The sequence below is a fragment of the Bacillus sp. OTU2372 genome (genome assembly GCF_038440275.1).
Taxonomy (GTDB): domain Bacteria; phylum Bacillota; class Bacilli; order Bacillales; family Cytobacillaceae; genus Neobacillus; species Neobacillus bataviensis_B.
In genome coordinates, this window is sequence record NZ_JASATK010000005.1 from 21,659 (window position 1) to 36,371 (window position 14,713).

Annotated in this window: 13 protein-coding genes; 10 read left to right on the forward strand and 3 right to left on the reverse strand. The window is 38.7% G+C overall.

Annotated features, from left to right (window positions below; translation table 11 throughout):
• Window positions 1-5 precede the first annotated feature (5 nt).
• Window positions 6-1,442: a flippase gene (locus tag AAHB15_RS10880; RefSeq protein WP_335574453.1), complete on the reverse strand. Its 1,437-nt coding sequence runs from the start codon at window positions 1,440-1,442 to the stop codon at window positions 6-8.
• Between the two features lie 284 nt (window positions 1,443-1,726).
• Between AAHB15_RS10880 and AAHB15_RS10885 the strand changes: the two genes are divergently transcribed.
• The 3 genes from AAHB15_RS10885 to AAHB15_RS10895 all read left to right on the forward strand — a co-directional run bounded on the left by AAHB15_RS10885 (window position 1,727) and on the right by AAHB15_RS10895 (window position 4,655).
• Window positions 1,727-2,536, forward strand: coding sequence for a glycosyltransferase family 2 protein (locus AAHB15_RS10885; RefSeq protein WP_342042376.1), 810 nt, complete (start codon window positions 1,727-1,729; stop codon window positions 2,534-2,536).
• Between the two features lie 45 nt (window positions 2,537-2,581).
• Window positions 2,582-3,340 (forward strand): glycosyltransferase family 2 protein, encoded by a 759-nt coding sequence (locus tag AAHB15_RS10890; RefSeq protein ID WP_446715857.1) that lies wholly within the window; start codon window positions 2,582-2,584, stop codon window positions 3,338-3,340.
• A 250-nt stretch (window positions 3,341-3,590) separates the two neighbouring features.
• Window positions 3,591-4,655 (forward strand): glycosyltransferase family 4 protein, encoded by a 1,065-nt coding sequence (locus tag AAHB15_RS10895; RefSeq protein WP_342042438.1) that lies wholly within the window; start codon window positions 3,591-3,593, stop codon window positions 4,653-4,655.
• A 133-nt stretch (window positions 4,656-4,788) separates the two neighbouring features.
• Here the strand turns inward: AAHB15_RS10895 and AAHB15_RS10900 are convergent, their stop codons facing one another.
• Together AAHB15_RS10900 and AAHB15_RS10905 are read right to left on the reverse strand one after the other, a co-directional pair.
• On the reverse strand, window positions 4,789-5,766 hold the full coding sequence (locus AAHB15_RS10900; protein ID WP_342042377.1) for an LCP family protein: 978 nt from the start codon (window positions 5,764-5,766) through the stop codon (window positions 4,789-4,791).
• Between the two features lie 331 nt (window positions 5,767-6,097).
• Window positions 6,098-6,736 (reverse strand): YigZ family protein, encoded by a 639-nt coding sequence (locus AAHB15_RS10905; RefSeq protein WP_335575932.1) that lies wholly within the window; start codon window positions 6,734-6,736, stop codon window positions 6,098-6,100.
• Between the two features lie 237 nt (window positions 6,737-6,973).
• Here AAHB15_RS10905 and AAHB15_RS10910 point away from each other — a divergent pair, with 237 nt between their 5' ends.
• The 7 genes from AAHB15_RS10910 to hpf all read left to right on the forward strand — a co-directional run bounded on the left by AAHB15_RS10910 (window position 6,974) and on the right by hpf (window position 14,428).
• Window positions 6,974-8,116 carry a sensor histidine kinase gene (locus AAHB15_RS10910; RefSeq protein WP_335575933.1) on the forward strand — a complete coding sequence of 381 codons (1,143 nt, stop codon included), beginning with the start codon at window positions 6,974-6,976 and terminating at the stop codon, window positions 8,114-8,116.
• Window positions 8,117-8,165: 49 nt separating this feature from the next.
• Window positions 8,166-8,852, forward strand: a complete 687-nt coding sequence (locus AAHB15_RS10915; protein ID WP_098530905.1) for a response regulator — start codon at window positions 8,166-8,168, stop codon at window positions 8,850-8,852.
• Window positions 8,853-8,947: 95 nt separating this feature from the next.
• Window positions 8,948-9,787 (forward strand): DegV family protein, encoded by an 840-nt coding sequence (locus tag AAHB15_RS10920; protein WP_335575934.1) that lies wholly within the window; start codon window positions 8,948-8,950, stop codon window positions 9,785-9,787.
• Window positions 9,788-10,333: 546 nt separating this feature from the next.
• Complete coding sequence (locus AAHB15_RS10925; protein WP_342042378.1) at window positions 10,334-11,362, forward strand: nuclease-related domain-containing protein; 1,029 nt, start codon at window positions 10,334-10,336, stop codon at window positions 11,360-11,362.
• A gap of 8 nt (window positions 11,363-11,370) precedes the next feature.
• Window positions 11,371-12,873: a DEAD/DEAH box helicase gene (locus AAHB15_RS10930; RefSeq protein WP_342042439.1), complete on the forward strand. Its 1,503-nt coding sequence runs from the start codon at window positions 11,371-11,373 to the stop codon at window positions 12,871-12,873.
• On the forward strand, window positions 12,870-13,586 hold the full coding sequence (locus tag AAHB15_RS10935; protein WP_335571996.1) for a ComF family protein: 717 nt from the start codon (window positions 12,870-12,872) through the stop codon (window positions 13,584-13,586). Before AAHB15_RS10930 ends, AAHB15_RS10935 begins: the two co-directional genes overlap by 4 nt.
• A 293-nt stretch (window positions 13,587-13,879) precedes the next feature.
• Window positions 13,880-14,428 carry a ribosome hibernation-promoting factor, HPF/YfiA family gene (hpf, locus tag AAHB15_RS10940; RefSeq protein WP_335571997.1) on the forward strand — a complete coding sequence of 183 codons (549 nt, stop codon included), beginning with the start codon at window positions 13,880-13,882 and terminating at the stop codon, window positions 14,426-14,428.
• Window positions 14,429-14,713 lie beyond the last annotated feature (285 nt).

Here is a 14,713-nt window from a genome sequence, read left to right on the forward strand (position 1 = left end):
TTTCTTTATTCCATAACTTCTTTTTGCTTTTTTGAACGAATTTTTGAAAGGATTCTTTTATCGATTTCGCTTCTAAGTTCTTTATCAATCAGAGGCAGTAGTATCACAAAAATAAGATCAAGTAAAATGCTGGAAACGAGTGGATGGATGTGATTTCCTAATATAAAGTAAATGCCTGCAATGATGGCAAAGGATAAGACGACCTTGCCGCTTCCATGGGTAATTAATTTGATTCCATTGTGATGGAAAATCATGAATGCCACAAACATAATAAATTCACTGGATAGCGCTGCAATAGCCCCGCCTGTGCTTCCATAATGGGAACTAAAAACGTAATAAAGAATCGCTCCAATGATTAATGTAGATATTTGAATGCTCATTCGGTATTTTTGTTTCCCAGTGGTAGTTAACGCATCAGCCATTGGATAATTAAAGGACTGTAAGATAATCTGCAGGGATAAGAGTGATAAAGGCAATGCCGCTCTTCCCCACTTTTCTCCGAATAAAAAGTCGATCCACCATTCACTGTAAAATAAAAAGGGGATGGCCATCGCTACACCAAGAAAGCTCATGATTTTCATTTCTTTAATACTTAAATTTAAATGGCTTTCAAATTCCTTGTTGTTCCCCATCCTAAATAAAACGGGATAAAAGGCAGCAGCTACCACACCTGGTATTTGGTAAGCCAAGGATGGAATTCGATAGGCTGCTGAAAAGAGACCCGCTTCTTTTAACGTTGAAGACTTTTCTATGATAATCGGACCAATTTGCGGTAATAACAAGATGGATAGCCCGGTTAAGGTAAAACTCCAAATATCTTCTAAGATTCCTTTGTCCCATCCCTTAAAAATATTCACGTGTTTAATCACAATTCCAAACGAAATTAAACCAGCGATGACACTTGCAAGCCCGTAGACCGGTGCAATATAGGTTAAGGGCCATCTGAATAACATTCCTAGGATTAGAGCTGCAGCGGTAGTCAAACTTGCTATTGTCCTAATTAACGCCGTAAAGTGCATCTTCTCTATCAATTGATAATAGGCGGCACCCATTAATTGCAAAGCGGAACCGATAATGCTTGGAATTAAAACAAGGTAATGGATGTAGACAATATATTGATCATCATAAAGTATATTGACAATGACTAGCGAGATGATAATAGTTAAGATGGAAAAAATAATCCTTACCTTAAAAAAACTGCTCATAAGAACTGGTATAGAAGCATTTTCCTTCGTTCCTTCGCGTATGAGTGTGTTGGTTAAACCCAAATCTGTAAAATAACCAGCGACAGAAGCAAATGCCAATGAAATACTTAATATACCATAGTCTTCGGTTCCTAAATGCCGGGCAACCAAAATAGTCGAAGCAGCACTTAAAAACCTTACTAAGACATTTCCGAAAAATAAATAAACTGCATTACTAGCAATGCTGTTTTTTTTCAAGTTTTACACCTACTTTTTCTAATTGTAAGAGGACATATTAAAGAATACCTTAATTATGGCGAAAGGTAAACTCTACAGAGCATTAGAAATAGTAACGGTTCATGAATTCAATGTCCGTTTTACAAATTGAATTTAGTTTGAAATTTTCCAATCTAATTATTCTTTTCATTTCAATGACAAAATGACGATCGAAGTTTCAATTATTTATATGTTTTTGATATAATTCATCAGTGGGATAGAATCAGAATGTAATTTTCTGCACCCTAAAAGAAGGGGGAAATAAATTGAAGTTCAGCATTGTCATACCAACACTTGGAACAAGAAGTCCTGAATTTGTCAGATTATTAAATAGCATTCAAGAACAAACCTATACAAATTTAGAAGTAATCGTCTTATCACAGGATCATCATGACATCGTATCAAAGGATATCAAGCCATATAATGAATCTATGAACATACAGCATATCCAATTAAACAAGAAGGGACTTTCCTATTCAAGAAACCAGGCGATTCCTTATATTTCTGGTGATATTGTCACATTTTCAGATGATGATTGCTGGTATCCACAAAATGCTTTTGAAACGGTAAAGGTGGCTGCTGAAGATCATCCTCAGTCCGATGTAGTATGTTTTCAAATATTCGATCCAGCACAAAACGCCTATTATAAAAACTATCCAGTTCAGCCAATCGAGAAGTTGAATATGCGCCAAGTATTGCAACGATCATCCATTGAAATCTTTATTAACTTAAATAAAATAAATAAAAATGAATTGTTGTTTAATGAATATTTTGGTTTAGGAGCTAAATATCCGAGCGGTGAGGAAAATATCATGCTGTCTAACCTATTTAAAAAAGGCTATCAGTTAGGGTTTTATAATCAAATTGTGGTTTACCATGCCAAACCTTCGCAACAATCAAGACTTAATTTAAAGTCTTTCATGAGTAAGGGTCCTTTATTCAAACAAATTTTTGGGACAGGGACAGGTTTGATCATGTTGACTGCCTTATTCCTGAAGAAGTTTTCCCATTTGGAAAGGCCATTTATGTTTTATTTGGCTGCATTAAAGGAAATGTTTGCTTACAAAAAACAGTAGGGTCGAGGAACTATATTGAATCTAAAACTAGAAAGGAGAGAGGCTATGATGGAAGAACAACCATTAGTTTCAATTATTACTCCAGTGTATAAGGCTGAAAAATTTATTGCCGAAACCATCAAGTCTGTTCAAAAACAGACCTTTGAAAATTGGGAAATGATTCTTATCAATGATGTATCACCGGATAACAGCGTAGAAATTATTAATGAGTTTGCTGAAGTAGATAGCCGTATCCGTCTCGTTAATCTGGAAGAAAATAGTGGAGCAGCTGTAGCAAGAAATACAGCCATCAAGTTGTCTAAAGGGAAATATATTGCCTTTTTGGATAGTGATGACCTTTGGCATCCAGAGAAATTAATGAAACAAGTCCGTTTTATGGAAAAAGGGAATTTGCCATTTTCTTTCACTGCATATGAAATTATGGAGGAGAATGGAACACGTACGGGTAAAATTGTACATGTTCCTGAAAATATCGATTATGATGGGTTATTAAAAAATACGATCATCGGCTGTTTAACGGTGGTTCTTAATAAGGAAATGATTGGACGCATCGAGATGGTGAATATTAGGACAAGGCAGGATTTTGTCCTTTGGCTGGATATTTTAAAACGTGGCCATTTAGCCTATGGATTGGATGAAACATTAGCCTATTATCGAAAGGTAGAAGGTTCCATTTCAAGTAATAAACTTAAGACAGCAAAAAGAAATTGGTATGTATATAGGAAAATTGAAAAACTTTCCTTGCTTAAATCTATTACTTCTTTCACAGGGTATGCATACCATGCTATAAAAAAGCATAGATAAATGATAGGAAATCCCCTTTTATAAGGGGATTTTTTTGCGATAATGGATATAGTGAACATTTTTTTTACAAATGGCAACCGCGGAAACATTTTTATGTAGTCAGTCATTCAATTTAGTGATACAATTAACGTGGATTTTGGTGAAAAGATGCATAAAATCGGGAAAATTGTTTTTTTTTATTTCTTGTATTAAAACAATTCATTTGATAATGATATAAATAATCCTATTTAAAAAGGAGATCTTATTTATGATAAATCTACAAAACATCTTGGCTTTTGTAGCTTCGTTTATAACTGTAATAATTGCTACTCCGTTTGTCATAAAGCTTGCGATAAAAATTGGAGCAACAGATAAACCAAACAAGAGAAAAGTGCACCAAAAAATTATGCCACGTTTGGGTGGACTCGCTATTTTTATCGGTGTTTTTGTAGGTTATTTCGTTTCTGGTTTATACTCTCAACGTATATTAACGATTTCCGTTGGGGCCGTTTTAATCATCATCATCGGAATTCTCGATGATTTATATGAATTATCGGCAAAGGTAAAATTTGCTGGACAGCTTCTCGTTGCGCTTCTCATTGTCAGCTCGGGATTAAAAGTAGATTTTTTGACCATTCCATTTGTTGTTGATCGAATGGATTTGGGGTTATTCTCCTATCCTTTAACCGTCTTTTGGATCGTTGGAATAACAAATGCCATTAATTTAATTGATGGCCTGGATGGCTTAGCTGCAGGAATATCTTCTATTGGTATAGCGTCTTTAGGTCTTCTTGCTGCTCTTTCTGGCAAGGGTTTGATATTAACCATAGCGCTTATTTTATTAGGAAGTACACTTGCTTTTCTGTTTTACAACTTTCACCCTGCAAAAATCTTTATGGGAGATACAGGTGCCTTGTTTTTAGGTTACTGTATTTCGATATTGTCTCTGTTAGGGCTGTATAAGAGTGTAACTTTATTTAGTATCATCATTCCAATCATTATCTTAGGTGTACCAGTTTTTGATACCACCTTTGCTATAATTAGAAGGATTATGAATCGGCAGCCCATCGGTGCACCGGATAAGTCCCATCTTCATCACCGGATTATGGAACTAGGTTTATCACATAGAAATACAGTATTAATCATTTACTGTTTTGGGATTTTATTTAGTGTAGCAGCCATTCTTTTAGAGTCTGTTACATTATGGGTAGCTTTAATTGTTTTAGTCGTTTTGTTCATCATCATACACATCATTGCCGAACTGGTCGGCATTGTAAGTGAACGAAATAAAGCATTCTTAAAAATGTTTCGGAAACTTTCGGGCAGACATGAATAAAAAAGAAAATGCATATTCCAATGCATTTTCTTTTTTTATTATTACCATTATATGATAAATTTATTCAAATTAATTTGGCTAATTTTATTGTATTAAAAACACCTCCAAAGTTAGCCCACTTTGGAGGTGTTTTTTATTCGTTATTTTTGTATTCTAAATGTGTTTGTAACTGCTTTTGAACTTCTAATATGCTTTCATCAGAAGGGATAAAATAATAGATATCATTGATATAATCATCTGAACCTTCAATTTTAAGCGTTTCTATATTTTTAGAAGGAAATCCCTTGTATTTTTTAAAAAAGTTAAGTGGTTCACTCATTGTGAGATTCGTTGTCACATTCTTTTCTAAACGTTCGGCTAACTTATCGATCTTTAATATATTATTCGGTGTGGAAGCTTTATCCAAAATAGCTTTTATGAGTTCCTTTTGTCTGTCATTTCTTCCAAAATCCCCTCGGGGATCTTGTTTCCGCATTCGTGCATAAGCTAAAGCCTCTTCTCCATTTAATTTTGCAGGACCTTTTTCAAAGTAGATATTTTTGCCAGTCGAGTCGGAGTGTTCATAAAAATCAAATGGTACATTCACTTTAACTCCGCCAAGTTCATTAACAACATCTTTAAAGCCCTTAAAGTTTACTTGAACATAATAATCTATTGGAATATCCAACAAGGTTTCAACCGCTTTAATGGTTTCATCAGCACCACCAACACCATATGCATGGGTGATTTTATCTTTTTTTCCTTTTTTGTCAATATATACATAGGTATCTCTAGGAATACTAACCAACTTCATTGTTTTTAGAACAGGATTAAAAGTGGCTACCATTAATGAATCAGTATGTCCACCTTTATAGTTTGTACTATAATTCTCTAAACCTATTAATAAAATGGAAATGGGGTCCTTGCTAATGGTAACTTCTTTATCTCTTAAGTCGGAATGGCTGCCCCTTTCTAGCTGGTTGTAGGTTTTTGCTGTGGCTTTATACGTCTTATACGAAACAAATCCAAAGTAAAATGCGGTTGGTAGAATCGTAACTATTAAAATAAATAGTAAAAATCTTTTTAGCCTGAACTTTCTTCTTTTTTTCTGATTTATTCTTGTTTGGATCATATAAGTCTCCTTATTAGAAAATAGAAATACCGTAAAAGTAGTTTACCGTATATAATTTTACCATTCTCATAAGTTAATTCAATCATTTATTTTAGTTGAATTAATGTATTTAAATCTTTCCAATAACCTAGATTGAAGTAAAGAGACTGTCGTTATTTCTTGAAAAAAGTACTTTTAAAAAAATAAGACATAAGGAAAAGGGAGCCTTTTCTAATGCCTTATTTTTCAGTTATTAATGTGTCTGTTCCGATTAAATACCCTTAGTTATAGAAACTTTCCCAATTGTGCATTATAGTGAATCAGAATATAATCGACATCAAGATAATACTATTTACCTGATCAGATCTTCTTCCAGGTAAACAGTATTTCCTGATTGGATTGTGCATTGGCCGTTGGTTAATTCCACCATCCAGTCTTTAAATGTTTGGATAAGACTTTCGTCTACATAGGTTTCGATTTCGACGGTATCTAAGTAATGAATTTCTTTTATTTTATATTCAGCGGCACGCAATTCTTTTTCAATTTTCCCAAGCCAGGTGTATTCAAATTTGGCATGGATGATTTGGGAAAGTTTTCTTTCAACAATGCCCACTGCCTCAAGTCCTTCTGAAGTGGCTTTGCCGTAAGCACGGATCAGACCGCCGGCTCCAAGTTTAATGCCGCCAAAGTACCGGGTAACAACCACCACTGTGTCCTTTAGCTTTCGTTTTTTTAAAACCTCAAGAATCGGTACCCCGGCTGTCCCGCTTGGTTCACCGTCATCGTTGGCTTTTTGGATTTGGTCGTGCTCGCCAATCAAGTAGGCCGAGCAATTATGAGTAGCATCCCAATGCTGCTTCTTAATGGTTTGTATGAACTCTTGCGCTTCAGTTTCGGTTTCAGCTCGTTTTAAATGGGCAATAAAACGGGATCTTTGGATCGAAATCTCGTGTTCGCCTGTCTGTTTAACAGTAAGGTAACGTGGCAGCATAGTAGTCTCCTTTCCTTTTTAAAAAATATTGTTGTAATATACCTTTAATATGATGGTAACGTTCGAATGATATAATAGTAATAGTTCAATACGTCTTCTTAAAGAGAATGTAACTCTATTATTATATTACTTTCACCCCAGTGGAAGGTCAATATGAGTGTTATGGTTCGCTAAATGTGTACATTCAATGTAAAATAAGTGTTAAAGGCCTAAAGGGAAAGCCCTGGAGGGAATGAAATGAAACTTAAAAAAGTAAATACGAAGTCTATTGATGAAATTCGTGAAGAAATGATTGATCGGGTTACAAGCAGTAAAAGTGATATTTTTCGAATTGGCGAGCAATGCCGTCAAGATTACGAAAGTATGACAACTGAACTCCGAAATATTAAAGAAATGATGGTTAACCTCATTGAAGAGGGGAACCAGCTAGAAGATCAGGTTCATCAAGCACGGCTTATGCTCTCAGAAGTGAGTATGAATTTTAATCATTACACAGAAGAGGAAGTTCGTGAGGCCTATGAAAAGGCCCATCAGCTTCAGATGGATCTCTCCATCAATTGGCAGTATAAGAAACAGCTTTTGGAGAAAAGAGACGATTTAGAACGCAGATTGATTGGGTTAGATGACACAATAGACCGTGCCGACCAGCTTATTTCCCAAATTTCTGTGGTGATGAATTACTTGACAAGCGATTTGAAACAAGTAGGGGAAGTAATTGAAACCGCGAAGGCTAAACAAGACTTTGGTTTGAAGATTATTGAAGCCCAGGAAGAAGAGCGAAAACGGTTGTCCCGGGAGATTCACGATGGACCTGCCCAGATGCTCGCCAATGTCATTATGAGATCTGATTTGATTGAACGCGTGTACAAGGACAAAGGGCCGGATGAGGCGTTTGCTGAAGTGCACAGTTATAAAAAAATGGTCCGTGCCGCGCTTTATGAGGTCCGGAGAATTATTTATGATCTCCGTCCAATGGCACTTGATGATTTAGGCCTTGTCCCTACCCTCAGAAAATATTTAAAAACCATCGAAGAATATCATAACCACTCGAGGATTGAATTTGTGAATATTGGTCTGGAGCGCCGCCTGCCAACAAAGTATGAGGTCGCGTTGTTCCGGATGATCCAAGAGTCTGTGCAAAATGCGCTCAAGCATGCCAACGCCTGTGAAATCAAAGTCAGATTGGAAATCACCGATGCTGCTGTCACCGTCCTCATTAAGGATAACGGTGTTGGATTTGATACCTCAATTAAGAAACCTGAGTCCTTTGGGATGATTGGGATGAGAGAGCGTGTCGACCTGCTTGAAGGCGAAATTACCTATGATTCAAAAATTGGTAAAGGAACATCGGTTTTAATCAGTGTTCCATTAATTAACTAAAGAAAATTTTGCGGCAAATGATAAAATTGTAAATAAGGGGGAGTACCAAATGACAACCAAAATAGCTATTATTGATGATCACCAACTATTCAGAGAAGGTGTTAAGAGAATACTAGAATTCGAAAAGTCGTTCCAAGTTGTAGCTGAAGGCGATGACGGCAGCGATGCTTTAGGACTAGTGGAACAGTACCAGCCTGATGTGGTAATTATGGATATCAATATGCCGGGAATGAATGGTGTCGAGGCAACCCGCGAGCTAATTGAGAAATACCCAAGTACAAAAGTCATTATTTTATCGATACATGATGACGAAAACTATGTGACCCATGCTTTAAAAACAGGAGCATGCGGCTATTTGTTAAAAGAGATGGACGCCGACGCTTTAATTGAGGCAGTTCGTGTAGTGGCGGATGGCGGTTCTTATTTACATCCAAAAGTGACCCACAACCTTGTTAACGAATATCGCAAGCTGGCGGCAACAGCAGGACATTCTGGAGGCGGCTATGTGCCAACGCTTGAAATCCGCCGTCCATTGCATCTGTTAACACGCCGCGAGTGTGAAGTATTACAAATGCTGGCTGATGGTAAAAGCAACCGCGGTATTGGTGAATCTTTATTCATCAGTGAAAAAACAGTTAAAAATCATGTAAGTAATATTTTACAAAAAATGAACGTAAATGACCGGACCCAGGCAGTTGTGTCTGCAATTAAAAATGGCTGGGTGGAAGTAAGATAGATTTGTTAAGGAGCGCGCCTTAAATGGGTGTGTTCTTTTTTTGTGGTTTCATATAAAATAAAGGGTAGTCAAAAAGACAAGGATGGTACATTTTTATGAAAACGGCAATTGTCACGGATAGCACCGCGTACATACCGAAACAGTTACGAGAAGAATTTAATATACATATGATCCCGTTAAATGTCATTTTCGGGACAGAGGTATACCAGGAAGAAGTCGATTTAACCGCGAATGCGTTCTATGAAGAGATAAAAACAAAAGATTTGCCGACGACATCCCAGCCTCCGATTGGGAAATTTGTCGAGTTGTTTGAGGAACTGGCGGCCGATTATGATGCCGTCATTAGTATCCATCTATCCAGTGGCATCAGCGGTACGTACCAAGGCGCTGTAACTGCTGGTACCATGGTAGAGGGAATTAAGGTTTATCCGTTTGATTCTGAGATCAGCTGCATGGTCCAGGGGTTTTATGCGCTTGAGGCTGCCGAGATGGCGGGCCGTGGGGAGTCTGCTGAGGTGATTATGAATCGTTTGGAAGAGTTAAAGGAAAATGCCGATGCTTATTTTATGGTTGATGATTTGTCTAATCTTCAGAGGGGCGGGCGGCTGTCGAGTGCCCAGGCCTTTATTGGCAGCCTCTTACAGGTGAAGCCATTGCTGCGGTTTGAAGATAAGGTCATTGTACCGTTAGAAAAAATCCGCACGCGGAAGAAGGCGATGAAACGGATTGTGGATTTACTTGGTGAAGTGGTCTCAGGCGGCGGGGAATACCGGGCTGTCATTATTCATGCGAATCGCGGGGCGGAGGCAGAGGAGTGGCGCCAGGAGTTGGCCGCTCTGTATCCTAATGTTGAGTTTATGATCGGCTATTTTGGTGCGGTTATTGGTACCCATCTTGGTGAAGGTGCGATGGGGCTGGGCTGGATGAAAAAATAAGATTTTAGGTTTGCTGCCATTCTGGCTTTTGGGCTGGGATGGCTTTTTCGTGTTTAACTTAGAAAACGCTATTGGCGGAAATAATGGGAATATCGACGAAAAAAAGACAGAAATGTGCGGAATTAATTAAAAAGTCGGCGGAAATAAAAGAGAAAACCGGCGGAATTCCAGTTTAAAATGGCGGAAACGCAGCCCTGGGTAGGATTTAAAAAAGGTAACTGAAAAGTAAGTTGACGGAAATAATGGGAATATCGACGAAAAAAAGACAGAAATGTGCGGAATTAAATAGAAAGTCGGCGGAATTCCAGTTTAAAATGGCGGAAACGCAGCCCTGGCTAGGATTTAAAAAGGTAACCGAAAAGTAAGTCGGCCGAAATAATAGAAAAACCGGCGGAAAAGAAAGAGAAGTGCGCGGAATTAATTAGAAAGTCGGTGGAATAAATTCAAAAACAGACGGAATCCTCAAAAATATTTCATCCATCATGTAGGAATATTGTATTTTATGTAGAATTATGTAGAATTATAGACAAAAAGGAGTGATATATCTTGGCAATAAAAGAACTAACCCTTCCCCAGAGACTCATCTTGACAGAAATCTTAAAAAAATACTTAAACCGCAGCCATCCCAAGTATCCTATCCTAGAAAAAGACCTAGCCAAAAGATGGGCAGGCTATTGGGGCGAGCATGCCTTAGCAAACTATGTAAAAGAACTCCCACAAGAAAAATACCTCATCCTCCATGATCTTCAACTCAAACTCAACGACACCTACTTCCAAATCGACACCCTACTAATCTCCCAAACCCACATCCTAATCATCGAAGCCAAAAACATCATTGGAACCTTGTACTTTGATCATGTCTTCAACCAGCTCATCCGAACCAACCCTGAAGGACCAGAAGAATCCTTCGAGGACCCGCAAATCCAATGCCGCAGACTCCAATCCCTTTTAACAAGATGGCTAATCCAACATAAACTCCACCTCCTGCCGATTGATTACCTTATTTTTTTCAAAAGCACTAACAAGACCATATTAAAAACCACCGCTACAGGTGCCGATACAACTAGAATTTGTAAAAGAAGAGACCTATTAAATAAAATTGAGGACTGCGAAAAACGATACAAACAGGTAAAAATCCAACCCGAAAAATTGCATGAAATAGCTCATTTCCTGTTAAACAAACATACCCCAAAACCAATAGATATCCTAAAAGAGTACGACTTGACCGAAACGGACCTGCATGATGGAGTACAGTGCCCATCGTGTACCAACATCCCAATGGAATATCAAAGAGGAAAATGGGTATGCCCGAAATGCAATCATCCGTCCAAAACTGGCCATATCGAAACAATCAATGACTACTTCCTCTTAATTAAACCAACCATCACAAACCATGAATGTCAGACGTTTCTTCATCTCCCGACATCGGACATCACACGAAAAGTACTAATATCCCTTAAACTGCCCACAACTGGACATACCAAAAACCGTTTGTACCATCAATGGCCGGCCAGCCAAAGCTACCTAATCATAGAAGAGCAACTCCTAAATCAAAAACGAATCCAAAGAAGGTGACCATCGCAATGCGTTTTATCCAAAAAGATAACCTAATCATTCCAAGCAAAATAAAAGAAGATTCCCTGCCAATCTCACAAATCCCAGCTATTCCGAATCCACCGCTGAACCCTGCATTCACCTACAACCCAGAACTTCAACAGCGCCTTACCGGCAAGCAGCTCCTTCTAGATGATCTCCCATTCCCACTCACTGACATTCAAGAACATTATCAAAATGGCTATCTTACATACCGAAAAGGAATCGAAAAAAACGGTAAACAATCCATCTGTGCGCGCTGTGGCAATAAGGACTCGCAGTGGTTCACCGCATACCCATGCGCTAGATGCGGGGAGAACTGCCTTTATTGCCGCAGCTGTCTTATGATGGGCAGAATCAGCGATTGCACACCGCTCATTGGCTGGAATGGCCCAGCCCCTGAAATTAAGAACCCAGACCAAATCATGGCCTGGCAGGGAACACTTTCTGAAGGTCAGAAGTTGGCATCTGACCATGTTGTCGAGGCCATCCGCCAAAATCAGGAGCACCTTGTCTGGGCCGTGTGCGGGGCGGGGAAGACCGAAGTCCTATTTACAGGAATCGAATCGGCACTCAAGGCGAAAAAAAGAATCTGTATCGCCACCCCAAGAACAGATGTCGTTTTAGAACTGACCCCCAGATTAAAAGCAGCCTTTCCCGATATCCCCATTGCCTCCCTATACGGCGGAAGTGAGGACCGTCACCTTTTTGCCCCCCTAACCATCGCCACCACCCATCAGCTCCTCCGTTTTTACCATGCCTTCGACGCGATCATATTAGATGAAGTTGACGCCTTTCCGTATACAGTGGAAGAGTCACTCCAGTATGCTGCCGTTCAGGCCCGAAAACCAGCTTCCGCCATGATCTACCTAACCGCCACCCCTAATTCCAAATGGCAAAAAGAATGCTGTACCGGTAAAAGGGCATATACCACCATTCCGGCCCGATTCCACCGGCAACCTCTCCCTGTCCCAGAATTCTGTTGGTGTGGCAACTGGCAAAAGCAGCTTAAAAAAGGGAACCTTCCCGCAAATGTAATACATTGGATAAAAACCCGAATCAAAGCAGACAAACAGACATTAGTCTTTTTCCCTCATATTCCGCTGATGGAAAAAGCACTGACCATCTTGCGGCACATTCATCCCGGCATTGAGGCAGTCCATGCCGAAGATCCGGACCGAAAAAGCAAGGTACAAAAAATGCGGAATAAAGAAATACCTATGCTTCTCACCACCACTATTCTTGAGCGGGGTGTTACTTTTCCAAATATAGACGTAGCCGTAGTTGGAGCGGAGGACACTATTTTTACCGAAAGTGCCCTCGTCCAAATTGCCGGGAGAGCAGGTCGGAGCAAGGATCATCCCACGGGTATCGTCACCTTTTTTCATTATGGAAAAACCGAAGACATGCTAAAGGCAAGAAGGCAGATTATCGCGATGAACCTAGAAGGACTTAAAAAAGGGTTGCTTGATAAACAGGGGGCAGCCAAATGACTATCTTTCAGCAAGATCGCTGTCTCTATTGCCACAATGTCATTGCTCCGAACATTGGATGGATTGCACTTTTCTCTAAAGAAAAAGAACAGCTCCTTTGCCCAACTTGTGAAGAAAAACTGGAAGAAATAAAAGGGGAAACCTGCCGCATCTGCAGTCGTCCATTTCATCACTTAAATGAACAATTCCGTGATGGGGATTTGTGCCATGATTGCACACGCTGGGAGGAGGACCCCGACTGGCAGGGATTTCTTGAAAGAAATCACTCGCTCTATCTCTATAATGATTTTTTAAAAGAACTAATTGCCACCTATAAATTCCGAGGTGATTATGTATTAGCAAAGATTTTTGCGGAACTTTTAAAAAAAGAAATCCCAAAAATCAAACCAGATTTATTGGTTCCGATACCTTTAAGCGAAGAGCGCCTATATGAACGTGGCTTTAACCAGGCAACTGCCATCATAACCCTTGCTGGCTTCCCATCAGCTGGACTCCTTACGCGAATCCATTCTGAAAAGCAATCGAAAAAATCAAGAGCAGAAAGAATCCACATTCCCCAAGTCTTTAATGTGGATTCCGACTGTGAATTAGAAGGGAAAAGGGTTTTGTTGGTCGATGATATTTATACAACCGGCTCGACACTGAGGCATGCAGCGAAACTTTTAAAAATGGTGGGGGCTGCAAGTATCCAATCCTTCACCATCGCTAGGTAATGCACCCACGCACTCGTTACAATTCGGATCCTCAATTTTTGTTCACACCATTGTAACGAATTCCTGGGCATTTTAGTGCCTAATCTTTCTTAATAATAATAAAATAAATATATGAATAACTATTCATTTTAGTTAAAGCAACCTATTAAAGTCAACCAATGTAACCACTATTGTCACTATTTCCCTATTGTTTTTGTCAATAATTCGACAAAATTTTAGTTCTGTTTTAGCAGGAATCTGATAGGGTAAAATAGAATTGTATTTACATAGCCTTAACAAAAGGAGGAGTCCACATGAAATACAACGTACGTGGCGAAAACATTGAGGTTACTCCAGCAATTAGAGAGTATGTTGAAAAGAAAATCTCCAAATTAGAGCGTTATTTTACTGAAGCACCTGATGCAAAGGTAAATGTGAATCTAAGATTCAATCAAGATAAATCTTCAAAAGTAGAAGTCACTATTCCACTGCAGCAATTAGTGTTACGTGCTGAAGAAACAAACGTTGATATGTATGCGGCGATTGATTTAATCACTGACAAACTTGAGCGTCAAATTCGCAAACATAAAACAAAAGTAAACCGTAAATTCCGTGAAAAAGGGGAACCATCTTTCACTTTTGCAGCACCTGAAAGCTCTGAAACTCACGATTATGATGAAGAAGATCTTGAATTAGTCCGGACGAAGCGTTTTGATTTGAAACCTATGGACAGTGAAGAAGCGATCCTGCAAATGAATATGCTTGGCCACAGCTTCTATGTCTTCACAAATTCAGATACTAACCGTACGAATGTTGTTTACAAGCGTAAAGATGGCCGCTACGGCTTAATTGAGGCACAATAATCAAAAAAACTGCTCCAGTCACTGGAGCAGTTTTTTGATTATAGTAAATTCTCGAGTAAACTAAAACTTGCAAAAGAACTAAAGAGTTATCCACATGGGGATAACTCTTTAGAATTATATTTATCCACAAAATTCTGAATAGTTATACACATTAACCACAGGAGTTAATTATACTTTATGCAGTTTGTGGATAATTGTGAAAAAGTTTGGGGATTGATGGTGTTTAAGAAAACAAAAAGGCCAGCACCATATTGCTGGCCTCTAATAAAAATAAGAAATTATAAA